General features: G+C 54.2%; 25 protein-coding genes. 24 read left to right on the top strand and 1 reads right to left on the bottom strand.

Annotation, left to right across the window (positions count from 1 at the left end; genetic code table 11):
- Positions 1 to 60: 60 nt before the first annotated feature.
- From ACFO3S_RS15570 to ACFO3S_RS15495, 16 genes are all read left to right on the top strand, one after another.
- Positions 61 to 483 carry a TIGR03826 family flagellar region protein gene (locus tag ACFO3S_RS15570; RefSeq protein ID WP_378097914.1) on the top strand — a complete coding sequence of 141 codons (423 nt, stop codon included), beginning with the start codon at positions 61 to 63 and terminating at the stop codon, positions 481 to 483.
- Positions 484 to 566: 83 nt separating this feature from the next.
- A complete protein-coding gene (locus ACFO3S_RS15565) occupies positions 567 to 836 on the top strand; it encodes a flagellar biosynthesis anti-sigma factor FlgM (protein ID WP_378097911.1) in 270 nt (89 codons plus the stop codon).
- Positions 837 to 853: 17 nt separating this feature from the next.
- A complete protein-coding gene (locus tag ACFO3S_RS15560; RefSeq protein WP_378097908.1) occupies positions 854 to 1,354 on the top strand; it encodes a flagellar protein FlgN in 501 nt (166 codons plus the stop codon).
- Positions 1,355 to 1,411: 57 nt separating this feature from the next.
- Entirely contained in the window at positions 1,412 to 2,989 is a 1,578-nt protein-coding gene (gene flgK / locus ACFO3S_RS15555; RefSeq protein ID WP_378097905.1) for a flagellar hook-associated protein FlgK, read from the top strand.
- A 17-nt stretch (positions 2,990 to 3,006) separates the two neighbouring features.
- Complete coding sequence (flgL, locus tag ACFO3S_RS15550; RefSeq protein ID WP_378097902.1) at positions 3,007 to 3,897, top strand: flagellar hook-associated protein FlgL; 891 nt, start codon at positions 3,007 to 3,009, stop codon at positions 3,895 to 3,897.
- Positions 3,898 to 3,939: 42 nt separating this feature from the next.
- Positions 3,940 to 4,395, top strand: a complete 456-nt coding sequence (locus ACFO3S_RS15545) for a DUF6470 family protein (RefSeq protein ID WP_378097898.1) — start codon at positions 3,940 to 3,942, stop codon at positions 4,393 to 4,395.
- A 27-nt stretch (positions 4,396 to 4,422) separates the two neighbouring features.
- Positions 4,423 to 4,860, top strand: a complete 438-nt coding sequence (gene fliW, locus ACFO3S_RS15540) for a flagellar assembly protein FliW (protein ID WP_378097895.1) — start codon at positions 4,423 to 4,425, stop codon at positions 4,858 to 4,860.
- Positions 4,860 to 5,120: a carbon storage regulator CsrA gene (csrA, locus tag ACFO3S_RS15535; RefSeq protein WP_378097892.1), complete on the top strand. Its 261-nt coding sequence runs from the start codon at positions 4,860 to 4,862 to the stop codon at positions 5,118 to 5,120. Before fliW ends, csrA begins: the two co-directional genes overlap by 1 nt.
- 5 nt (positions 5,121 to 5,125) lie before the next feature.
- Positions 5,126 to 5,512 (top strand): flagellar protein FlaG, encoded by a 387-nt coding sequence (locus ACFO3S_RS15530; protein WP_378097889.1) that lies wholly within the window; start codon positions 5,126 to 5,128, stop codon positions 5,510 to 5,512.
- A 29-nt stretch (positions 5,513 to 5,541) separates the two neighbouring features.
- Complete coding sequence (gene fliD / locus ACFO3S_RS15525; protein WP_378097886.1) at positions 5,542 to 6,984, top strand: flagellar filament capping protein FliD; 1,443 nt, start codon at positions 5,542 to 5,544, stop codon at positions 6,982 to 6,984.
- Between the two features lie 41 nt (positions 6,985 to 7,025).
- The gene (gene fliS / locus ACFO3S_RS15520; protein ID WP_378097883.1) at positions 7,026 to 7,421 is read left to right on the top strand and encodes a flagellar export chaperone FliS; all 396 of its coding nucleotides are present in this window, start codon (positions 7,026 to 7,028) and stop codon (positions 7,419 to 7,421) included.
- Positions 7,408 to 7,833 (top strand): hypothetical protein, encoded by a 426-nt coding sequence (locus tag ACFO3S_RS15515; RefSeq protein ID WP_378097880.1) that lies wholly within the window; start codon positions 7,408 to 7,410, stop codon positions 7,831 to 7,833. The genes fliS and ACFO3S_RS15515 overlap by 14 nt, the downstream gene beginning before the upstream one ends.
- A gap of 117 nt (positions 7,834 to 7,950) precedes the next feature.
- A complete protein-coding gene (locus tag ACFO3S_RS15510; RefSeq protein WP_378097877.1) occupies positions 7,951 to 8,772 on the top strand; it encodes a flagellin N-terminal helical domain-containing protein in 822 nt (273 codons plus the stop codon).
- 152 nt (positions 8,773 to 8,924) lie between these two features.
- Positions 8,925 to 9,515, top strand: a complete 591-nt coding sequence (locus ACFO3S_RS15505; RefSeq protein WP_378097874.1) for a hypothetical protein — start codon at positions 8,925 to 8,927, stop codon at positions 9,513 to 9,515.
- Positions 9,512 to 11,359, top strand: coding sequence for a motility associated factor glycosyltransferase family protein (locus ACFO3S_RS15500; protein ID WP_378097871.1), 1,848 nt, complete (start codon positions 9,512 to 9,514; stop codon positions 11,357 to 11,359). The genes ACFO3S_RS15505 and ACFO3S_RS15500 overlap by 4 nt, the downstream gene beginning before the upstream one ends.
- Positions 11,360 to 11,383: 24 nt before the next feature.
- Positions 11,384 to 12,388, top strand: coding sequence for an SDR family NAD(P)-dependent oxidoreductase (locus tag ACFO3S_RS15495; protein ID WP_378097868.1), 1,005 nt, complete (start codon positions 11,384 to 11,386; stop codon positions 12,386 to 12,388).
- A 20-nt stretch (positions 12,389 to 12,408) separates the two neighbouring features.
- Here the strand turns inward: ACFO3S_RS15495 and ACFO3S_RS15490 are convergent, their stop codons facing one another.
- Entirely contained in the window at positions 12,409 to 13,068 is a 660-nt protein-coding gene (locus ACFO3S_RS15490; RefSeq protein ID WP_378097866.1) for an SGNH/GDSL hydrolase family protein, read from the bottom strand.
- A gap of 125 nt (positions 13,069 to 13,193) precedes the next feature.
- Between ACFO3S_RS15490 and ACFO3S_RS15485 the strand changes: the two genes are divergently transcribed.
- The 8 genes from ACFO3S_RS15485 to pseI all read left to right on the top strand — a co-directional run bounded on the left by ACFO3S_RS15485 (position 13,194) and on the right by pseI (position 22,443).
- Positions 13,194 to 14,360, top strand: coding sequence for a nucleotide sugar dehydrogenase (locus tag ACFO3S_RS15485; RefSeq protein WP_378097863.1), 1,167 nt, complete (start codon positions 13,194 to 13,196; stop codon positions 14,358 to 14,360).
- Positions 14,361 to 14,388: 28 nt separating this feature from the next.
- Positions 14,389 to 15,522 carry a glycosyltransferase family 8 protein gene (locus ACFO3S_RS15480; RefSeq protein WP_378097860.1) on the top strand — a complete coding sequence of 378 codons (1,134 nt, stop codon included), beginning with the start codon at positions 14,389 to 14,391 and terminating at the stop codon, positions 15,520 to 15,522.
- Between the two features lie 28 nt (positions 15,523 to 15,550).
- Positions 15,551 to 16,987, top strand: coding sequence for a motility associated factor glycosyltransferase family protein (locus ACFO3S_RS15475; protein ID WP_378097857.1), 1,437 nt, complete (start codon positions 15,551 to 15,553; stop codon positions 16,985 to 16,987).
- 31 nt (positions 16,988 to 17,018) lie between these two features.
- Positions 17,019 to 18,146 (top strand): glycosyltransferase, encoded by a 1,128-nt coding sequence (locus ACFO3S_RS15470; protein WP_378097855.1) that lies wholly within the window; start codon positions 17,019 to 17,021, stop codon positions 18,144 to 18,146.
- An 80-nt stretch (positions 18,147 to 18,226) separates the two neighbouring features.
- On the top strand, positions 18,227 to 18,808 hold the full coding sequence (locus tag ACFO3S_RS15465) for a GNAT family N-acetyltransferase (protein ID WP_378097852.1): 582 nt from the start codon (positions 18,227 to 18,229) through the stop codon (positions 18,806 to 18,808).
- The gene (locus tag ACFO3S_RS15460; RefSeq protein WP_378097849.1) at positions 18,801 to 20,696 is read left to right on the top strand and encodes an NAD-dependent epimerase/dehydratase family protein; all 1,896 of its coding nucleotides are present in this window, start codon (positions 18,801 to 18,803) and stop codon (positions 20,694 to 20,696) included. Before ACFO3S_RS15465 ends, ACFO3S_RS15460 begins: the two co-directional genes overlap by 8 nt.
- A complete protein-coding gene (locus ACFO3S_RS15455; protein WP_378097846.1) occupies positions 20,693 to 21,367 on the top strand; it encodes an HAD family hydrolase in 675 nt (224 codons plus the stop codon). Before ACFO3S_RS15460 ends, ACFO3S_RS15455 begins: the two co-directional genes overlap by 4 nt.
- A 29-nt stretch (positions 21,368 to 21,396) precedes the next feature.
- On the top strand, positions 21,397 to 22,443 hold the full coding sequence (gene pseI, locus ACFO3S_RS15450) for a pseudaminic acid synthase (protein ID WP_378097843.1): 1,047 nt from the start codon (positions 21,397 to 21,399) through the stop codon (positions 22,441 to 22,443).
- Positions 22,444 to 22,457 lie beyond the last annotated feature (14 nt).

Raw genomic sequence — 22,457 nt, 5'->3', positions numbered from 1 at the left:
TTTTTAGTATAATTCAGGTAATTAGAGTCGATTCAATGTCGGAGATCGGGGGGTCATGAAGTGAATTTGACTTACTGTCCGAAATGCGGGAGATTGTTCTCCAAGAGCTTCCGCGATGTGTGCAACAGCTGCTATCAACAGCTGGAGAAGGATTACGAGAGATGCGCCGAGCATCTCCGCAAGAATAGAGGCATGGACATCCAGCAGCTGTCGGAGGAGACGGAGATCAGCATCAAGCAGATTACCAAATGGGTGCGAGAGGGCAGAATTTCCTTGATGGACGCTCCCAATCTGTCCTATCCTTGCGAGTCGTGCGGAACGCTGATTCGCGAAGACCATCTGTGCGATTCCTGCAAGAAGAGGCTGACGCGGGATGTGAAGAATGCCGTGGCTACTCCGACGGAACCCCGATCGAATCCCGACGAGGATAGACACCGCAATACGTACCAGATTGGAGAACGCCCGAGCGATCGCGGGAAATAATCGCAATAACTAAACATTTCATATACGCCGACCGATAATAGGGATAGACATTATCGGTCTTTTTATTTATTGAGGTGATCGTCGTGAAAATAAATGAAACGCAACGAATCGGTGCCTATCGCACCTACCAGCAGCAATCCGATATTCGCGCCAATCAGGCTGCCGGCAAGCGCCGCAAGGATGAGGTGCAGTTTTCCGCCGAAGCGATGGAGATGCTGAAATCGAGACAGCCCGTAACCGATCCCGATCGGACGAAGCGGATCGAGCAACTGAAGAACGAAGTGGCGACGGGCAATTATTATGTGGAAGATCAGCTCATCGTCGAGAAGCTGCTTCCTTTTTTTAGAACCTGACGATCGGGGGATGACGGGTGGCTTTTCAACCTTTTATGGATTCATTGCAGCAGATGAGCGCTCTATACGCCCGGCTTATTGAGCTAGGCCTGAGGAAAAAGGAGCAAGTCATCGGCAATCAAATCAACGAACTGACGCAGACGCTGTCGCAGGAGTCCAAGGTCGTGAAGTCATTGGCGTCCGCCGACGAGGCGAGAAGACAAGCGCTCGTCGCGTTCCAGCAGTCGGCCGGCCTCCGGGGAGATCCCTACATGAGACTTGACGGCGTAGTTCGTCTGTGTACGACGCTGGCCGACAAGCAAGCTTTGCAGACGATGGCCTCCGAGCTGTCCGAGCGGGTGCGGACGCTTCAGGAGCTGAACGAGAGCAATCAGCAGCTGGTTCGCCAGGCGTTGGACATCGTGAATCATTCTTTGGATCTGCTGGTTGGCAGCCCGGAAGACGAGATGGTCTATCAGAATCCGGGACACGGCGCCCCGCAGGCCAAACGCAACTCCTACTTCGATACCCGAGCCTAGCCGAGAGGGACGCCTTTGCCGGCGCTTTCTTGGAAGACCAACGGAGGGATATAGCCAATGAGATCGACATTTCACGGGTTGGAGACAAGCAAGCGCGCGGTGCTGACCCAGACGACAGCTTTGACGACGTTAGGACACAATATTGCGAACGCGTCGACGGATGGGTATTCCCGCCAGAGGGTGAACGTCTCCGCGACGAGCCCTCTCGAGACGATGAGCATGAGCCGCAGCGTCAATCCCGGACAGATCGGAACGGGCGTCCAGTACGACTCGATCACCCGGGTCAGGGAGAGCTTCCTGGACCTTCAGTACCGGAGAGAGAATCAGATGCTGGCTTCCTGGGAAGTCCGAAGCAGCACGATCAGCGCGATCGAAGGAATCATTAACGAGCCTTCGACGACCGGATTAAGCGCGGTCATGAATAAGTTCTGGAATTCGTGGGAAGTTTTGAACCGTGACCCGACGCTGCTTAGCGCCAGAATCGACGTCGTCGGCTCCGCAGTCAACTTCGCCGATACGCTCCAGCACATCGGCCAGTCGCTGGCCAACGTCAGTGCGGATCTGGCCAGCAACATCACCGCCAAGGTGAATGAAGCCAACGTGATTACGCAGGAGATCGCGCAGCTGAACGATTTTATTCGGCGGACGGAAGCGTTCGGCGATAATGCCAACGATTATCGCGATCAGAGAGATCTTCTGATCGACAAGCTCTCGTCGCTTGTCGACGTGCAGGCGACGGAATCCCCGGATGGCGTGGTTACGATCGTTGCGGCCGGCGTCGAGGTCGTGAACGGAGACGCATTCACGCCGCTGACCGAGGCGGACGCCGAAGCGGCTGCCGCTGGACAACTGCACGGGTACGTTCAGTCCCGAGGCGAAGTGGAGATCATTACGAATCAACTTAATGCGATGATCAATACGCTGGTCCAGGGCGAGCTGACGGTTACGCTTCCGAACGGATACGTGACGGGCACGGACATGACGGCCGTCAACGACGTCACGCTGGAGAACGGAACGGTCGTAACGGCGGGGACGCTTATTCCTGCAGGCACGAGAATCGCTTCTTCGGCGCAATTCGTCGTCAACGGATTTAACGGCGTTCATCAGCTCGGCTACAGCCAGTCCGATCCGGCCACTTCAGGCATTCCATTCTTCGTCACTTCAGATAGCTCCAGCACGTTCAACATTATGAACATCCGCGTCAATCCCGCCATTCAGAACGACACGAACCTGATTGCGGCATCGGCGAAATACGAGACGAACGCGACCGGCAATTCCACGATCAAGGGCAACAGCGACGTCGCGCACGCGCTCGCCAAGCTGAGGGACAACGTCTTTAATTATCCGGCCAACTTGACCAATCTTTCCTCCGGCACGACCGACGACTATTTCCGCGCGGTGACAAGCGATCTCGGAACGAGAGCCTCCAACGCGGAGCGCTCTATGAGTAACCAGCAGCAGCTGGTCGATTCCGTCAACATTCGCCGCCAGTCCGTCAGCGGAGTGTCGCTGGACGAAGAGATGGCGGATATGATCAAATTCCAGCACGCCTATAACGCCGCCGCGCGGAATATGACGATGGTGGACGAGATGCTCGATCGCGTCATTAACCAGATGGGACTAGTGGGTAGATAAGGAGGGGGAAATCGCCGATGCGTGTAACCAGCATGATGAAGACGACGCAGCTGCTTGGAAATCTTCGCCATATGAATACGAACATTCAAGATTGGCAGAACAAGCTGGCGACCGGCCAGAGAATTCATCGCCCCGGAGACGATCCGGTCGGCATCAGCTATCAGATGAGGTACGATACGGAGCTCAGCCGAAGCGAAGAATATTTGGAAAATACGAGAACCGGCAGCGGCATTCTCAAGACGATGGACTCGTTGATGCAGCAGGCTAACGACGTTCTGAAGAGAGCCAAGCTGATCACGCAGCAAGCTTCGACCGGCACGGTTCCCGAAGATGCCCGGGCGACGATCGCGGCCGAGATGAAGCAACTGCGCGAGCAACTCGTATTGATCGGGAACAGCACCTATAACGGACGCTACCTGTTTAACGGGCAGAAGACGGACCAGGCGCCTTACAACTCGGCCACCGCGGCCAACGATTCGACCGATCCCGGAGTTTACTTCCTGAACGTAAGCCCTTCGGTCACCGTTCCGGTGAGCTTAACCGGGGAGGAAATCTTCGGCGCGGCCGGAGATCCCGAGAATACGTTCCAAATTTTGGACGACACGATCGCTCATCTGGAGGCGAACGATCAGGATCTGATTCTGGCCGACATGGATCGATTCGATATGGCGGCGGACAGAATCGCGAGAACTTGGGCGGAGATCGGGGCGCGTTCCAACCGGTTCGATCTTGTCGAGAACCGGATTTTGGACGAGCAGGTATCGCTTAAGGAGCTGAGAGGCAAGGTCGCCGATGTGGACATGCCCGAAGCGATTATGCAGTTGAAAATTCAAGAGAACGTGCTGCAAGCGGCACTGTCGACGGGGGCGAGAATCAGCCAGCTTTCGTTGATCGATTTCATCCGATAGACGGACGGTGGCCCGTCTGGCCTGCGTGAGGAGGTGTGGAGCATGCAAGGGATAACATCCGGACCGCCTCTTGGAATCCCTAAACCCAATCCCGTTCGCACGATTGCGCCCAAGGCTGAGATTGATGCATCCCATGTGCCGGCCAAGCTGGAGATTCGCAATCGTTCCGCCGAGATCGATACCGATTGGAGGCAGGTGTGGGACGAACTGGGGTTGCTGCGACCTTCCACATACCAACGGCAAATGGACCGGAAGATGGCGGCGGAGTTCGCGGAAGGCGTGGCGATCAACGCTCGGCAGGGGGATGAGGCCGGCGATCTGAGAAACCCGTCGAATCCCAACATTTTCGGAAGACAGGCCTATGAGGATTATATGAGAAGGAGCCGAGTGGAGGTCGCGATCGACGTCGCTCCAAAATCGAGAGTGAAGTTCGACGTGCGCGTGCATCCGCCCGAGATCGATGTTCAGACCCGTCCGCTTGCCTGGGCGAAAAAGTGATTTGGAGCGAGGAATGGAGTTGGCGCCGTGAATAAACAGGAAACCGTCATTAGGAGCGAACGATACGGCGAACTCGTGCTGTCCGAGAGCCAGATCATCCGCTTCAGCAAAGGCATCGTCGGTCTGCAGAATATCGAGTCGTACGGGCTTATCGCGATGGAGGACACCCCCTTTTACATTCTTCATGCGCTGGAGGAACAGCTAAGCTTCATTCTGATCCCCGCCGAGAAAGCCGTCCGCGACTACGGGTTCGAGATCGACGAAGAGACGGTGGAGCTGCTGTCCATCCAGAAGCTGGAGGACGTCGTCACGTTTCTGATCGTGAACATCATAGACGACACGCTGTACATTAATTTGAAAGCTCCCCTACTCATTGCTCCGAATCAGCGTACCGGCTGTCAGTTCGTCATTCATCAGAGCGACTATCCGATCCGGCATCCGTTGACCGGCAAGGAGGAGAGCTGATGCTTGTACTGAAGAGGAAAGTCGGAGAGAAAGTGATGGTGGGGGATTCAATAGAACTTCAAGTGCTGGCAGTCGAAGGCGATAATGTTAAGCTGGGCTTTGTCGCTCCGCGTCACATCCAGATCCTGCGCAAGGAGCTTTATGAAGGCTTGGTGGAAGAAAACCTTCAGGCGGGTCAACCCGATTCGGCACAGAGTTCTCAAGTCATCGGTTTGCTTAAAAGCTTTAAAGAGCGAGGATCAGATCAGGACGAGGAGTGATGAGGATGAGCGGAATTACCGGTTTGGGCGGAGTCCCCAAGCTCGAGGCTCCCAAAATCGAAATGAGCGTGGAGCAAAGAAATTTTCTGAGAGGCGATCTCTCCCTGAAGCAGGCGGCTCAGAACGGAGACAAGAACGTATTCGATATCAACTCTTTAAAAGAGGAAGACCAGAAGAAGCTGGACGAGGAACTGAAGAAGTTGAACGAGTCTCTCGCTTCCAGCGGAAAAATGTTAAAGTTCAAGTACAACGAAGAGGCGAAGACAACCTACGTCGAGGTGATCGACGCCGAATCCCAGAAAGTCGTGGCCAGCATGCCGCCGGAGTTTCTAATCGATCTGTCGATTAAAATGAAGGAATTAATTGGAATGTTTATCGACAAGAAGTTGTAAACACTCGGACAGGAACAGGAGGAACAGCAATGAGCGGAATTAGTTTTAATGGTCTTGCATCCGGAATTAATACCGGCGAGATGATTGAAAAGTTAATGCAGCTTGAGCGTATTCCTTATAACAAGCTTGGAGAGAAGAAGACCAAGCTGTCGGATGAGCAGGGAATCATTCGAAGCCTGAACACCAAGCTGGTCACGCTTAGAAGCGCAATCTCCGAGCTTATGTACACATCGGCTTATAATCTGACATCGGCGAAGACGAGCGACAGCACAGCGTTCAGCGTCTCCTCTTCAGAGCAGGCGGCAACCGGGAGCTATAATGTAGAGGTTACGCAACTTGCCAAAAAGCACGTGGTGAGTTCCACAGAATTTAATGTTAACGATCCGAGCGACACTTCCCTCACTTCTCTGGTTGGACAGACGTTTCAGCTGTACGGCAAAGGGGGAGCCGATCCTAAAACGATCAAGCTGGAGGGCGAGACCAGCAAGGAGATTTTGACCAATCTCAAGGATTCCATCAATAATGCGAAGCTGGGAGTTAGCGCAAGTATCGTCGAAACGTCGCCCGGCAAGCAGTCGTTGGTGTTAACCTCGGACAAGTTTGGCGAGAATGCCGACATCCGATTCGGAGCGATGCCGGATCCCGCGGACGAGCATGTCTACATCAGCGGGGACGACGCGCTGCTTAAGAGTCTAGGGGTGATGAAGTCCGACGACACGATCAATACCCGGCAAGCGGCCCAGAACGCGATCGCGGAAGTCAACGGCATTACGATCAACTCTTCCACCAACGAACTGAAGGATGTTCTCCCGGGCGTTACGTTGACGCTGCTGAAGGAGAACACTTCGGGCACGATTTCGGTGACCAAGGATACGGACAAGGTCGCAGACAAAGTTCAGGCGTTCGTGGACGCCTATAACGATGCGATTACCCTGATTCGTTCCAGTTCGGCCCAAGAAGCCAAGATGCAAGGGGATTCCACCCTGCGAATGCTGCAATCCGAACTGAACGATATGGTTAGCGGCGCCGTTAAGGGAGGGGGCGCCTTCAAGTATTTATTCGAAATCGGACTGGAAATCGATAAAGGGATTACGAGCGGCAAGGCGATGACCGGTAAGCTAAGCTTCGACAAGAGCAAGTTTGCGGAAGCCTTTAACAAGGATCCGGAATCGGTGTATAAGCTGTTCGCTTCCGATGAAGGCGAGAAGAACAGAGAAAAGGGAGTCTCCACTCGGCTGTACAATATGCTCTACAATTGGACGCGCACGGGAACGGGGCTGCTCGCTTATAAGATTTCGGGCTATGACGCCGATATTAAAGCCGTCACGCAGCAAATGACAGACATGGATATGCGTCTCAAAATGAAAGAGAAGCAGCTGCAGAGTCAGTTTACTGCGATGGAAAAGGCGCTGTCGTCCTTGCAAAACCAGCAGTCCTGGTTAAGCAACCAGATCAACGCTCTGTCCTACTAGTCCGTTAGCGCAGCTGTTAGAGACAAGGAGATGGGTAAGCAGTGACTGTGCAGCAAAAGCCCGGCTATCTAGCCTATCAGAAGAACAAGTACGAGACGGCCTCCCCTCATCGCCTTATTCTGATGTTATATGACGGAGCGTTAACGAATTTGAACAGGGCCGCTCAGGCGCTGGATTCGAATAATCGCGCAGACGCTCACCGGTTTATTCAGAAGGTGCAGGAAATCGTTCTGGAGCTGATGGCTTGCCTCAACATGGAACATGGCGACGAGATCGCGAAAAATTTGCGCGAAATCTACTTCTACGTGGTGAATCAGCTGGTGAAAGCCAACATCCATAAGAGAAAAGATGAGCTGCTTGAGGTACAGACGATTGTGCGCGATCTTCGCGATACGTGGGGACAAATCGGGAAAGAGGTCGGCAATGGCGGAGCTTGATCATGCGGCGAAGATCGGGGAGTGGAAGTCGGGTTATGCAAGGCTGCTTGACATCAGCGAGCAGCAGCTCGTTCTGATCAAGTCGGGCGAACTTAACGACGCCATACTGGATCAGCTGCGGCAGCTGGGGGAAGATCGGCAGGCCATTCAAGAGCAGATGGAGAGCCTGCAGTCGGAATTGGAGGGACGGATCGGATCGAGCGAGCTCAAGGCCGTTTTTCGCCAAGAAATTCAAAGTCTCGCGGAATCTGCACGAGTGCTGACGTTCGAAGCCGCCTACAAAATCGAGACGATGATGATTAGCACCGGTTCCGAGCTTCAAACGGCCAAAGCTCATCGCAAGCTCTTCGACGCTTACAGCGGGATCCAATCGGACGACCAAATCTCTTATTATTTCGATGAGCGAAAATAAGCAGATTTTGTCTGATTTTTTTGTTTCGCCCTATAAAGTTTGAATTCCGTTCTTCCGATATACTGTTTAGGTCGCAAGGATGCGATTACTACCTACTATCATGGAGGATGATTGAAGATGTCGATGTTCATTAACACGAACGTAAGTGCAATCAACGCTCACCGCAACCTGGGTTTCAACAACACCCACATGAGCAAAACGATGGAGAAGCTGTCTTCCGGCTACCGCATCAACCGCGCTGCTGACGATGCTGCTGGTCTGGCGATCTCCGAGAAAATGCGTTACCAAATCGGCGGTTACAACCAAGCGATCGCCAACGCGCAAGACGGTATCTCCTTGATCCAAACGGCTGAGGGTGCGCTGACGGAAGTTCACTCCATGCTGCAGCGTTTGAACGTTCTGGCGAACCAAGCTTCCAACGGAACTTTGGACGACACGGACCGCGCGAAAATCCAATTGGAAGTTACGGCTCTGACGGACGAAATCAACAACATCGCTACGAGCTTGAAGTTCAACGGCATCAGCCTGCTGAACGGAACGCAATCCAGCGTATCCTTCCAAGTCGGTTTCGAAGCGAATACGACGATCAGCGTTTCGCTGGGCAGCGGTACGTCCACTTCGGTTCTGGGCATCGACAGCATCAGCGTTTCCTCTGCTTCGGCTGCACAAGCTGCAATCTCTTCGATTCAAGCAGCTATCAGCACCGTATCCCAACGTCGTGCAGAATTCGGTGCGGTTCAAAACCGTCTCGAGCACACGATCAACAACGTTGGCGTAAACGCAGAGAACCTGTCCGCTTCCGAATCCCGTATCCGCAATGCGGACATGGCGAAAGAAATGACGGACTTCACTCGTCGTCAAATCCTGGTTCAAGCAGGAACGGCAATGCTGGCTCAAGCAAACTCCGTACCGCAAAACGTGCTTCGTTTGCTCGGCTAATCGTTGGATGCATTTGGAACTCTCCGATTCTAGGATCGGAGAGTTTTTTCTATTTACAAAAGGTGCCCGCCAACCGATATATGTTATAGATTCAAGTAAAATTCTATGGACGTACATAGGGATGAGAAAACTAGAATAGGGTGCTGAAGAGAGTGCGTATACAATCTCAGTTAGGGACGACCGAGTTGGATGCATCGCAAGCGGATGCCGTAGTTGCGGGGCTGAACGAACTGTACAAAGCCCTGTTGGAGAAGCAGCAGATTGTCCAAAGCGTCGTCATCGACGGACAATCGTATTATGAGGGGTACAACGATCACATCTTAAACCATATGCAGAGCATTCGGGAGATCGTCATTCATTCGGTTGGAGAGGAACAACTGATGAAGGAGATCCGGGACGAGCTGGCGGCGTACTTGCCTAAGCTGATTCAGGGACTGGATTCGATATCGGAACTGTTCTACGGGGAAATGAGCAATGAGGACTGGGGCCATTTCTCGCAATTGACGGAGGGAATGCAATGGACGATGCAGTGCGTCTACGGCTTGCGAAATTATGCGGAGCGCAGTCCCTCTTATTCGGCGTTGCACGGAAGCTTAAAGCAATTTGAGGCGTTCTCCGAGCGCCATCTTCCCGAATTGGAAGCGGCGCTGGAGCAGAAGGACTATACGGCCGTCGGAGACCAGCTGAAGTACGAGTGGCCGGAGAGCTTCGAGGAGCTGCTGGAGGCGCTGCAGAACGCATGAAAACTTACGCGGCCGACAATCTGATGTTTTTACGGGAGCAATATCCGGCGATCTACAATGTTGTTCGCAATCGTTCGATCCATGCAGACAGGTTCCGCAGAGAGGAAACGCGAGGCGGCAGCCCTAATCTGGTTGTGCAAGACGGCAGCACGGAAACTTATCTGTACAGCAAGTACGATCCGATCCTGGAATGCGAACGTTGGGCGGCTACGCTGCCGGAGTCCATACGTTCCGCGTCGGACGTGCTGCTGGTGGGCGTGGGCCTGGGCTACCATGCGCTTGCGCTGGCTGTGGCCTACCCGGATAAGCGGCTATATCTATATGAGCCGGACATCGAGATGTTCATTGCCGCAGTGGAGACGATCGACCTGCGTCCCCTGCTGAAGAATAAGCAAATTGCGCTGTTTGCCGTCGGGGACGAGGAATCGGTTAAAGTGAAATTCCTGGTCGGCGTATTCAAGGCTATGACGGGCACGCTCGGGGTTTCCGTTCCGCCTCCGCACCGAAAGTTGCTGCCGCAATTGGAGGCGGACTGGGGGGAGCGGGTGTCGAAGGTGGCTCATGGCTATAGTACCGACGTCAATACTATTGCTCATCATACCGAGGAGTGGATTGAAAATGTGTTTGTCAATCTCAAACGCAATTTCCGCACTCCGAATTTCTATCCGCTGAAAGGGGTATGCGAAGGCATTCCGGCGGTCATCGCAGGCTCCGGACCGTCTTTAGGCATCGAAGCGGAGCGGCTGCGCGAGCTTCAGGATAAAGCGTTTATCATTGCTGCGGGCACGGCCGCTGCGGCTTTATTGCACTTGGGAATTACACCGCATCTCATCGTTTCTATGGACCCGGGAGAGCCGAACCGGCGGGCCTTTGCGGCCATCGACGCATCCGCGATTCCGTTTCTCTATTTCACGACCATTAAGCACTCTGTCATTAAGGACGACCATTCCCCTTATTTAATGCACGGATATCTTTCGGTGGACAGACTTTCCCAGCATCTGATGGAAGTCAAGCCCGAAGACGGGCTTCTGGTCAGCACTTCATCCGTTACCGGAACCGCGATTCAGATCGCCTCCTTCTTGGGGTGCCCGGAGATTACCTTCATCGGGCAGGATTTCTCGTATCCGAACGACCAGATCTACGCGGAGGGCGTTTCTTATCTGGGCCAGCATATCGTCGACAGGAGACTTAAGGAGTCGCAATTAACGGTTCGCAACGTAAAGGGCGGGCTGAACCGAACCAATGCTTCCATGAACAATTTGCGTCAGGACGTCGAGTTCGTGATGGAAGTGTTCCCTCATGTGAAATTTTACAACGCTTCGCCTGTCGGGGCTGTCATTGAGCATGCCGAGCCTCGTCCGCTATCGGATACGGTGAAGGAGCCGGCGGCGCTGGAAGTGAGCGCAGCCTGGTTCAAAGAGCGTATGGCCGAACGGCTGAAGCTGTATCCGGAGGAACGGAGACAAGCCATGGAAAAGCGCGCATTGGACATGCATAAGAACTTGCAGCAATTGGAGAAGGAGCTGGCTCGGATAGAGCGTCTGATGTCTCAGCCTTCCCAGAGGGAAGCTCATATCTGGCTGGGGCAATTCGAAGCCCATTGGAAAAAAATTGTGGACCATGCGCTGTTCCAGGATGTGCTTAGCTTCTACTTGACCAAGGAGAAGGATCATGCGGAGCGGTACTGGGGAGAGATGTACAAGGAAACGAATCAAGCCAAAAAGCAGGAGCTATTGAAGTTCTGCACAAGACCGCTCGTGCAGGGGTTAAGGAAGCTGACCCCCCAGCTCCTTGAAGGGCTTGGCGGATTATACGGAGAGAACGTCCATTCGGGCAAAATCTGATAGCTGGGGAAGGTTGGGAAGTCCGTGTACAAAGGGAAAAAAATACTGATTACGGGCGGGACCGGGACGATCGGATATTATCTGACCAAACGGCTTCTTCAAGAGGATCCTGCCGTGATTCGTATTTTTAGCAGAGATGAATATAAGCAATACAATATGAGCCTGGATTTTCAAGACAGCGTTTCGAAGCTTCGATTTTTAATAGGAGACGTACGGGATCAGCAGCGGTTAATAAGGGCGATGGAAGATATCGACTATGTGTTTCATCTGGCGGGGATGAAGCATGTGCCCTTTTGCGAATACAACCCGTTCGAGGCGGTACAGACGAACGTGATCGGAACGCAGAACGTTATCCAAGCCTCCATTCAGACCAATGTCCAGAAGGTCTTGTTTACGAGCACCGATAAAGCCGTCAGTCCGTCCAACACGTACGGAGCGACCAAATTAACCGCTGAGCGGCTCATCTCGGCAGCCGGTTACCAGAAGGGAGCGAAATCGACAACTTTTGCTTCGGTACGGTTCGGCAACGTGATGGGATCGCGCGGCTCGGTGATTCCGCTGTTTAAGAAGCAGATACTGGAGCAAAGCATGGTTACGGTGACGGACACGAAGATGACCCGCTACATGATGACGCCCAACCAGGCGACGAGTCTCCTGCTGGAGGCTAACCGGATGTCGCTTGGGGGAGAGGTGTTTGTACTGAAAATGCCTATCGTGAAGCTCATTGATCTGGCAGAGGTGATGATAGAAGAATTGACGGAGAGGAACAAACTGTCCGAGCGGATCGAGATTCGGGAGATCGGTCTTCGAGCGGGCGAGAAGATGGAAGAAGAGCTGATGACCTACGACGAAAGGTGCAAGGTAATCGACAAAAGATACGTATATATTATTCCGCCCATCTATAGCAGCAGTACGTACCCGGACGAAGAGAACATGTCGGCTGCGATGGGCGAAGCGAAGTATTCCCCGAACGAGCTTGTCAATAAGGCCAAACTTAGAAAATGGTTGAAGCACGAAAGCTTAATTTAACGGGTACATAAGAGTGCGGACTAAGTAAAATCAAACCGATGCTCCAGGACGATCTTCTGAATCTCCTGAAATAAAAAGTAGTGTCCGGCCTTGTCCAGATGCTGATGATCGGCATGCAGGTAATTCGGCGGCTGGACTTCCTCGATTCTCTTGGCGATATCGAGAAAAAAGATTTGCTCGGAGTCGACCCCGGCTTTTAACACTTGATTATATCGATCGATTTCATGAAGCACTCCCGGGAAGCGTTCCTCCATGACGGGATCGGGCGGACATATTCCGATAATGATGCACTTCATTTTGGGCCGGTTTTTTAACAAATCGATGATTTTGCCGTAGTAGTCCGTGAACTTCTCGATCGGCACATACTGCTTGGGGTCCGTTTCCAGCGCCGGACGGATCCAGCAATCGCACAACCCGACTTGCACGAGCAGCAGAGAAGGCTGCAGCAGAAATAGATGCTGTTCAATTTCCCGATACACGTCTCTAATGGTTGAGCCCTTGAACGCCCGGTTGCTGTATATCGCTTGAAGCGGATCGGGACATCTCTCTCTGAGCCAGGAATACGTAAGGTAGCCATAGGTGTCTCGATAATAGAAGGACAGCTCTTCTTCGAAAGTGAACGTCTTGTTGTTGAAAGGGCGGGGAAGAGCATTGGAATCACCGGTAACGACAATGTGCAATGCGCTCAACTCTCCTTGTTTTTGGATACAGACATTATAGTAGAGTGCTTCAAGAACATCAATCCATACCTTGAACAGGCTGTAACCTGTTATCGATTCCCGTTTACGCAAAGGAGCAGGACGGTATGAAAATCGCAGTTGCTGGAACGGGTTATGTCGGCCTGTCCAATGCGGTGCTGTTGGCCCAATCTAACGAAGTGATCGCTCTGGACATTGTTCGGGAAAAGGTGGATCGGATTAATAACAGGCAATCGCCGATTCATGACGAGGAGATCGAAAGGTTTCTGGCCACCCGGCCGTTAAAGCTGCATGCGACGACCGACCCGTCGGAAGCCTACTCAGACGCGGAATACGTCATCATCTCCACGCCGACGGATTACGATCCGGACCAAAACGTCTTCGATACGACCTCCGTCGAGGCGGTTATCGCCAGCGTCCTGTCGATGAATGCCGACGCGATAATGGTCATTAAGTCAACGGTGCCGGTGGGCTATACGGAGAAGGTGCGCAAGAGGTTCGGTACGGACCGCATTCTTTTTTCTCCGGAATTTCTGCGGGAAGGAAAAGCTTTGCACGATAATCTGTATCCGTCCCGAATCGTTGTCGGAGAGCGGTCGGAGCGAGCGCGGGTATTCGCCGACCTCATGATTCAGGGGGCGGTTAAGAAGGACATTCCCGTTCTGTTTACCCATTCGACGGAGGCGGAGGCTATCAAGCTGTTTGCCAACACCTACCTGGCCATGAGAGTCGCGTTTTTTAATGAGCTGGATACGTTCGCGGAAATCCGGGGCCTGGACTCCAGGCAGATTATCGAAGGGGTAGGACTGGATCCGAGAATCGGAGATCATTACAACAATCCGTCATTCGGCTACGGCGGATACTGTCTGCCGAAGGATACCAAGCAGCTGCTGGCCAACTTCAGCGATGTGCCTAATAAGATTATGGCGGCGATCGTAGACGCCAACCGAACGAGAAAAGATCATATCGCGGACCGGATCGCGGCCAGACGACCGAAAGTCGTCGGGATTTATCGATTGGCGATGAAGATGAACTCGGATAATTTTCGGCAGTCCTCCGTTCAAGGCGTGATGAACCGGCTGAAAGAAATGGGAGTGGAAATGATCGTATACGAGCCGACGCTCCGTCAGGAAAGCTTCGACGGATCCCGGGTCGTGCAGGATTTGGATCGGTTCAAGCAAGCTTCCGACGTGATCGTCGCCAATCGCATGTCGGAGGAGCTGGAGGACGTGGCGGATAAAATCTATACGCGGGACTTATTCGTTCGAGATTAACGATGACGGCAGCGAGGAGGGCTTGGAATTGAATATCGTCGCAGTAACCGATGACCGATACGCGCAGCATCTGGGCGTTATGATTACTTCTCTTTTGGAGAACGCCTCCACGCCGGACCGAGTGGTGATCTATGTGTTGACCGGGGGGCTCGCCTCGGACAATGAGAAGAAGCTTAACGAGATTACGAATCGGTATCGGGCGAACTTAAAAATTTTAACGTTAGACGCCACCCTGTTCGAAAGCTTCGGAACCCGAAACCGGATGAGTCATGCGGCTTACTACAAATTAGCCATTCCGTTGATTGTGCCCGAGGAAGTGGATAAAGTCATCTTCCTGGATTGCGATTTGATCATTAAGGAGGATATTCGATATCTGTGGGATACCGACGTGTCGAATGTGTCCCACGCGGCGGTCGAAGAGCCTTTTTTTAACCGGCACGAGCAGCTGGGGTTTCCCAGCTCGCAGATCGGAATTTTTAATTCGGGAGTAATGGTCATCAATGTCGCCTGGTGGCGCCAAAACTGCGTTTTCGAGAGAACGATGGCGTTTCTGCAAGAAAATTCGCATCGAATTGTCCTTCACGACCAGGATGCGCTCAATGCGGTTCTGTATTCGGACTGGGCAAGAATACATCCCAAGTGGAATCAGTTTGCCACGATTGTTTATTTGCGCGCCGAGGAAATACCGGGCGATACCGAAGCCTGGGAGACCGCTCTCCGCAATCCCGGCATCATCCATTATTCCTCGTCCAAGCCGTGGTACTTTTTGAACGATCATCCGTTTAAGCGCGAGTACTTTCAATTTTTGCAGAAGACGCCATGGGCCGATTTCGTGCCGTTGGAACAAGAGCAAGCGATTACGCTTCTGAACAAGCCAACTATCGTTGTATACGGAACAGGATCAAGCGGGCTGAGGGTTCACCGCATCTTGACGGAGCACGGAGCGAACATCTCGTATTTCGTCGACGGAGACTCGTCCAAATGGGGGATGAGCTATTGCGATCGGGAGGTTCGCTCCCCCGAGCACTTGAGACAGGAAGAGATGGGGCAGTTGGCCGTCTTTGTGGCGAGCTACAGCTATTACCCGGAGATGGCTCAAAATTTGCAAAGCATGGGATTGGTAGAAGGCGAGCATTTTATTGCGGGGTTTGGGCGAAGATAGCGTCGCTTCTGCGGAAAGGATGAAGGCAATGAAGTATAGACTGCCCCGGAACGAGCTGGTCGGAACGGCGTCTATCGCGATCTATGGCACCGGCGAGATTGCTCATCAGTATATGGATCAGCTGGAGGAGTCGGGAGAGGAAAACAGGGTCGTATGCTTCGTCAATACGTATCCTTCCGAGTGCAAGAAGGTAAGAGGAAAGCCGGTCTTCAGCCTGGAGGACGTACAAAATCGCGAAACGAGCCGCGAATGGCTGTTTCTGATCGCTTCCTATGGATCCGCGCAGTATATCGCCGACGGCCTGCGGGGAATTGGCATCGAGGAGGACAAGATCGTCCTGCCGGCGGCCGCAGCAATGGGAGGAGAAACGGCCTATTTTCCGCTTCTTCGCCGTCCGGTGCAGCATCTCGTTATTTATCCTCGGATAGAGGACGAAGCTGCGGATCGGGACATGGAGGCGCGGTTGGACTGGTACTTGCCGACGCGCAAGGAATTGACCGTATTCAAGCCGGGAAGCGCAGCGAACGATCAGGAGTGGCTGCAGCATTTCGAAGCGAGCGACCTGATTTTGGTTTGGCAGCAGCAAAGGCTCGGAGACCGCCTCCTTGAGCCGTTCAAACAGAAAATCGTCTGCGTGGATCCGGAGTATTCGACAACGCTGGAAATCCTGACCTATATTCGCCTCCACTACCGGACGCTTGCTCCCGAGCAGAGAAAAGCGCTTTTGGATCAATACGTTGCGAATTTTATGCGGATGAAAGAGCGGTTCAGCGGGAGCAGACTGGCTTACGTGTTCGGCACCGGTCCGTCCTTGGAGAAGGCGTGGGAGGAAGCGTTCGAGACGTCTTCCGTGAAAATCGTATGCAATTCCATTGTGAAAAATCCGGACCTGGTGAAGCGCTTGGATCCGGATATTCTGGTTTACTCCGATCCGCTATGGCACAGTCATACCCGATACGGCGTCGATTTTCGAAAAAAAGTGGTAGAGTTTCTGAGCGTTCCGGGGAGATACTGCGTCGTTCCGGAGATGAATGCCGCGCTTCTCCTCGGGCATTATCCGGAGCTTCAGGATCGGATTATCGGAATTCCGGTGGTCAGTCCGTCCTTCAACTTCCCTTCCGCTGCCTCGTTCACAGTAATGGAGACGTACAACGTCATTACGAGATTAGGACTGACCGTGGCCTCGTCGTTGGCGGGAACGGTACATATTATGGGGTGCGACGGCAGTCCCCGCAAGGATGTCGCATGGTGGAAGCGCAGCAGTCTGCTGCAGGAGGATACGGTGCAGGACGAGGTGCGCCGGGCCCACGAGTCGTTTTTCCGCTTGAATACGGCTGCCGATTATTTCGACAGACATAACGACTTTATGGAGCGGTTGATCGAGTATGGAGAGTCGCAAGGCATTACCTACCGGTCGATCACTCCTTCGTATATACCGGCATTGTCTAAACGTGAAATACGCTAGAGCTTCGTCGATGGGAGGGGAAGATGGAACCATGTCCGATGTCTCCGTCATTATGCCCGTCTATAACGGATCGGCATATCTGAAAGAGGCCATATCCAGCGTATTGGCCCAGACGTACTCGTCCTTTGAATTCGTCATTGTCGACGACGGCAGCACGGACGAGTCGGCCGCCATCATCGAGTCGTTTGCCTCCATAGATTCACGAATTGTGTACGAGCAGCACGCATCCAACCGCGGAGTATCGGCGGCTCGCAATACGGCCATACGGAAGAGCTCGGGCAGTATCATGATGATGACCGACGCAGACGACATTCAACTGCCCGACAGACTGGAGAGAAGTCTGGCCCATCTGGAGCGGCATAAGGCCGATATGGTTTTTCACGACTGCCGATTAATAGACGAGCACGGGAAGACCATCGGATCGGGCAACGGATATCCGGCGGCGATGGACGAGCGCAATGCGCTTCTCTATCAGTTGCAGCGCAACTACTTGTGCAGCGGACTGTCCCTCGTTCGCAAAAGCCCGGACATCGCGTTCAGCTCGGAGTTTCCCAATGGAGAAGATTTCGCTCTCTTTTTGACGCTCTTGCTGAAAGATTACCGCTGTTCGATTATGCCGGACGTCTTGACGCTGTACCGGAGACATTCCCGCAATATTTCCAACGGCCTCGCCTCCTCGGACCAAACCGTCCGCAACGTGCTCTCTCAGCTTAACGGAGAGGAACTGCACCGCCGGCTCGAGCTGCAGTACGGGGCGGAAGAAGCGGCGAAGTCCATGGCTGCGGTATATCTCTGGAGAGAGCAGCCGGAGAAAGCGAGCGAGCTGCTTGAGGGGCTGCGGCCGGCCTTCGAGGTCGGCTTTCTGTTGGGAGTGAGTTATTACAAGCAAAATCGGCTATCGGAGAGTCTGAATGTGTTTCGTACGCTGCACGCCAAGCAGGAAGACGCTGCGGTCATGAATAATCTGGGCGTGCTGTATGCCCGGGGCGGCGGAGAACGGAACGAGGCGTTCCGCTGGTTTGAGGAGGCATTGCGCGTCAAGCCGGGTTATATGGACGCTGAGCATAATCGGCAAGCGGCCCATAGCGGGAATACCGCTCAGATGCGTTTCACCGAAAGGCCGCTTCGCGATCGTCTGGTTCAATATCAGCCGGGATGACCGTAACGGCAAGGGGCTTTCTTTCCCTGCCTGAAACACCGATAATAGATCTAAAGGAAGAATGCGAGGAACCGCGAGCTATGAAGTATATGCACTTACAGCAGGCCGCTTATTCCGTGAACGATTATGTCGTGGAGCCGCTTCAGCCTTCGCATATGCCCGAGATTCGCCGCTGGAGAAACGAGCAGATGAGCGTGCTGCGCCAGTCCAGGCCGCTTACCGAAGCCGATCAGTCCCACTATTACCGGAGCGTTGTCGTTCCTTCCTTCTCGGATCCGGAGACGCGCATAATGCTGTTTGGCTATTCTTATGTGGGAGAGCTGATCGGATACGGAGGGTTGACCAATATCGACTGGAACAACCGGAGGGCGGAAATTTCATTTTTGCTGGAAACCAGCCGAAGCGACGGTCATGGCCAGGATCCGGATCAATACCGGCGGGATTTCTCCCACTTTTTGCTGCTGATGCGGCGAATCGCCTTCAAGGATTTGAAGCTGCAACGGCTGTTCACGGAGACGTACGATATTCGGCCGCTTCATATTCAGGTGCTGGAGAATTCAGGGTTTATCTTGGAAGGACGCATGCGCGATCATGTCCGGATAGGCGACAGGTACGTCGACTCGCTTATTCACGGATGCTTAAAGGAGACGGAAGATGTATAGAAACAGGAGAGTGTTTGTCAGCGGAGGCGCCGGCGTCATCGGCACCGCACTCGTAAGCAAGCTTCTTGAAGCAGGCGCGATCGTCATGGTCGGCGACTTGAAGGCTCCTCCCGCAGTCTGGAAGGACTCCGTTCGTTACTGGCGCGGGGATCTGAATCGGATAACGTACGACGAGCTCTCGGATTTCGCTCCGGAGTATTACTTCCATCTGGCCGCTACGTTCGAGCGCTCTACGGAAACCTACGAGTTCTGGCAGGAGAACGACCGGCATAATACCCGGCTGAGCCATCATCTGATCGATCTGATGAAGGATATGCCCTCCTTGCGCAAGGTGATATTCGCTTCCAGCTATCTGATCTACGATCCGGCGCTGTACCAGTTCGAGGAACCGGCGAGCAGCCCATCCGCCTTGAAGGAAAGCGATCCGATCCGGCCTCGCAACCTGTGCGGAATGGCCAAGCTGCAGCATGAGATGGAGCTTCGGTTTCTGAGCGAGTTCAAGCCGAATTTGCAGACGGTCAGCGCCCGCATCTACCGGGTCTACGGCAAAAATTCTCGCGATATCGTATCGCGATGGATCCAGTCGCTGCTCAGAGGGGAGACGATTCGAGTCTTCCGCAAGGAAGGGCGATTCGATTATATTTATGCGGAGGATGTCGCGGAAGGGCTATACCGGCTGGCGATGGCCGAGTATTCGGGGGTCGTCAATCTGGGGAACGGACGAGCGCGCGAGGTTCGCGAGCTGCTCGACCTCTTAAAGGCGCACTTCCCCGAGATGGAGGCCGTGGACGAAGAAAGCGATATTCCGTTTGAAGCTTCCGAAGCCGATATGACGCGCTTCTATGAATGGACGGGCTGGAGGCCTGAACACGATCTGGAGAACGTGATCCCCGAGCTGATCGCTCACTATCGCCAGGTACGGACGGCGGAGCCGGCGGACGCGGAAGCGGCTAATGTGCTCGTCACCAGCCTCTCCAGGAAAGTGCCGCTGGTCAAGTGTCTGCGTCAAGCGAATGAACGGTTGGGAGGCAGGAGGCTGATCTACGGCGCCGACAGCAATCCGGAGGCGATCGGCCGACATTTCGTCGACGGATTTTGGCCCATGCCTCGTCTGGATCAGCTGCCGCTCACGGAACTTGTTTCCTATTGCCGCAAGCATGGTATTCGCTCTATCATTCCGACGAGGGACGGAGAGCTAGCCTATTTTGCCGCTGCCAAGCCCGCGCTGGCGGAAGCGGGGATCGCGGTCATGGTTTCTTCGGAGCAGACGATCAAGAGGTGCGCCGACAAGCTGGCGTTCTACGAGTACGGAGCGGAACACGGCTTCCCGGTTATTCCTACAGCCGCGCAGTATGCTGCGGAGATGGGGGACCGCGTCGTCGCGAAGCCGAGATACGGAGCGGGCGCGCGAACGATGGCGCTCGACGTCTCGCCTGAGGATGCCGTTCGGCAAGCGGAGCGGATTCCGGAGCCGATCTACCAACCGTACGTTCCGGGGCGCGAGGTCAGCGCGGATCTGTACGTGGATCAAGCCGGACGCTGTCGCGGCGTCGTCCTGCGGTATCGTGAGATCGTCATCGACGGAGAGTCGCAAAGCACGGTGACCTTCAGAGACGAATCGATAGAGAGGCTGTGCTCGGATCTGGCCGAGAAGCTCGGCATTTATGGACATGCCGTGATGCAGCTCATGGTCGACGATTCCGGGCGGCCCCATATTATCGAATGCAACGCGAGATTTGGCGGCGCCTCCAGATTGAGCCTGGAAGCGGGGTTGGACAGCTTTCGCTGGTTCCTGATGGAGGGCGAGGGGCAGCCGCTCGACGAGCCGTTCGTCAGGTTGGGCAGGGAGCGGAGAATGATTCGTTTTCCCGAGGACGTATTTCAATGAGAGCGGAAGTCGTCGTCTTCGATCTGGATGATACCTTGTATGAGGAGCTCACCTACGTCCACAGCGGATTTCGGGCAGTCGCTTCGTTCCTGGCCGAAAATTACGAGCAGGCGGATGCGGAAGACGCTTACCGCTTCATGGTGACGGAGGAGAAACGAAGCGGGAGGGGACGAGTATTCGACCGTTTGTTGGAGCGGTACGGAATCGGTACGCAAGCCAGAGTGCGCCAGTGCGTGCAGGCGTATCGCACGCATACCCCTCATATCCGCTTATATCCCGATGCGCGGCGAGCGCTGGAGGCGCTGGCGGATCGTTCGCTTTACATCGTGACGGACGGCCATGCGCGCGTACAGGAGATGAAACTGCGCGCGCTGGGGCTCGACCAGGAACGGAAGATTCGCCGCTGTTGGGTTACCCGAAGGTACGGACTGCATAACGAGAAGCCTTCACCCTATTGCTTTCAGCGCATCTGCGAGATGGAAAGGGTGGAACCGCAGCGGGTGGTGTACGTCGGAGATAATCCGAACAAAGACTTTGTCGGCATCAAGCCGCTCGGCTATCGCACCGTTCGAATATTAAGGGGCGCCTATGCTTCCGTTAGATTGACGGAGGATTACGAAGCCGATCATACGGTGCTCAGTCTAGACGAACTGCCCGTCCTGCTCGGGTGAACAAAAGGGATAACGTGGGGGGAAATTCAATGGCGATTCAGATTGGCCCATATACGATTGGCGCGGGCAACCGGCCGTTCATCATTGCCGAGATGTCCGGCAATCACAGCCAGTCTCTGGAGAAAGCGCTCGAGATTGTGGAAGCCGCAGCCAAGGCGGGGGCTCATGCCCTGAAGCTGCAAACCTATACGGCGGATACGATGACCTTGAACGTCAACGACGGAGAGTTCTACATCGACGATCCCGGAAGCCTGTGGAAGGGAAACTCGTTATATTCGCTGTATCAACAAGCTTATACGCCATGGGAATGGCATCAAGTGATCTTCGATAAATGCAGGGAGCTGGGAATGATCGGCTTCAGCACGCCTTTTGACGAGACGGCCGTCGACTTCCTTGAGTCGCTGGAGGTGCCTTGCTACAAGATCGCTTCCTTCGAAAATACCGACATCCCCCTTATTCGCAAAGCTGCCGCGACGGGCAAGCCCTTGATCATCTCCACCGGCATGGCGACGCTTGCGGAGCTGGACGATACGGTTCGCGAAGCTCGGAAAGCCGGCTGCCGGGATTTAATCCTGCTGAAATGCACCAGCACGTATCCGGCCTCTCCGGAGAGCTCGCACATGATGACGATTCCCCATCTTAAAGAGCTGTTCGGCTGCGAGGTCGGACTGTCCGACCATACGATGGGAATCGGGGTGTCGGTCGCCAGCGTGGCGCTGGGAGGCTCGGTCATTGAGAAGCACTTGACGATATCCCGCGCGGAGGGCGGAGTGGACGCTTCCTTCTCCATGGAGCCGCACGAGATGGAACAGCTCGTCATCGAGTCGGAACGCGCATGGCAGAGTCTCGGCCAGGTCCGGTACGGTCCGGAGACGACAGAGTCGGTATCCATGAAGCACCGTCGCTCCTTGTACATAACCGAGGATATGAAGCCGGGGGACCGCTTTACGGCGAGCAACATTCGCTCGATTCGTCCCGGCGCCGGCCTCCCGCCGAAATACCTCGATCTGTTTCTCGGACGGCCCGTATCCAAGGCGGTAGCCAAGGGAACGCCCGTCACCTTCGATTTGTTATAAACGAGTAACGAGGC

The organism is Cohnella hongkongensis, from assembly GCF_042654645.1.
GTDB classification, from domain to species: Bacteria; Bacillota; Bacilli; order Paenibacillales; family Paenibacillaceae; genus Cohnella; species Cohnella hongkongensis.
This window is presented reverse-complemented; position numbering and strand designations above follow the sequence as displayed.

Excerpts from the sequence above, each read along its gene's own strand:
- flgK (WP_378097905.1), top strand. The coding sequence starts at position 1,412 with ATGAGATCGACATTTCACGGGTTGGAGACAAGCAAGCGCGCGGTGCTG.
- ACFO3S_RS15515 (WP_378097880.1), top strand. The coding sequence starts at position 7,408 with ATGGCGGAGCTTGATCATGCGGCGAAGATCGGGGAGTGGAAGTCGGGT.
- pseI (WP_378097843.1), top strand. The coding sequence starts at position 21,397 with ATGGCGATTCAGATTGGCCCATATACGATTGGCGCGGGCAACCGGCCG.
- csrA (WP_378097892.1), top strand. The coding sequence starts at position 4,860 with ATGCTTGTACTGAAGAGGAAAGTCGGAGAGAAAGTGATGGTGGGGGAT.
- ACFO3S_RS15475 (WP_378097857.1), top strand. The coding sequence starts at position 15,551 with ATGAAGTATAGACTGCCCCGGAACGAGCTGGTCGGAACGGCGTCTATC.
- ACFO3S_RS15530 (WP_378097889.1), top strand. The coding sequence starts at position 5,126 with ATGAGCGGAATTACCGGTTTGGGCGGAGTCCCCAAGCTCGAGGCTCCC.
- flgL (WP_378097902.1), top strand. The coding sequence starts at position 3,007 with ATGCGTGTAACCAGCATGATGAAGACGACGCAGCTGCTTGGAAATCTT.
- ACFO3S_RS15460 (WP_378097849.1), top strand. The coding sequence starts at position 18,801 with ATGTATAGAAACAGGAGAGTGTTTGTCAGCGGAGGCGCCGGCGTCATC.
- ACFO3S_RS15485 (WP_378097863.1), top strand. The coding sequence starts at position 13,194 with ATGAAAATCGCAGTTGCTGGAACGGGTTATGTCGGCCTGTCCAATGCG.
- ACFO3S_RS15465 (WP_378097852.1), top strand. The coding sequence starts at position 18,227 with ATGAAGTATATGCACTTACAGCAGGCCGCTTATTCCGTGAACGATTAT.
- ACFO3S_RS15510 (WP_378097877.1), top strand. The coding sequence starts at position 7,951 with ATGTCGATGTTCATTAACACGAACGTAAGTGCAATCAACGCTCACCGC.
- ACFO3S_RS15500 (WP_378097871.1), top strand. The coding sequence starts at position 9,512 with ATGAAAACTTACGCGGCCGACAATCTGATGTTTTTACGGGAGCAATAT.
- ACFO3S_RS15545 (WP_378097898.1), top strand. The coding sequence starts at position 3,940 with ATGCAAGGGATAACATCCGGACCGCCTCTTGGAATCCCTAAACCCAAT.
- ACFO3S_RS15470 (WP_378097855.1), top strand. The coding sequence starts at position 17,019 with ATGTCCGATGTCTCCGTCATTATGCCCGTCTATAACGGATCGGCATAT.
- fliD (WP_378097886.1), top strand. The coding sequence starts at position 5,542 with ATGAGCGGAATTAGTTTTAATGGTCTTGCATCCGGAATTAATACCGGC.
- ACFO3S_RS15455 (WP_378097846.1), top strand. The coding sequence starts at position 20,693 with ATGAGAGCGGAAGTCGTCGTCTTCGATCTGGATGATACCTTGTATGAG.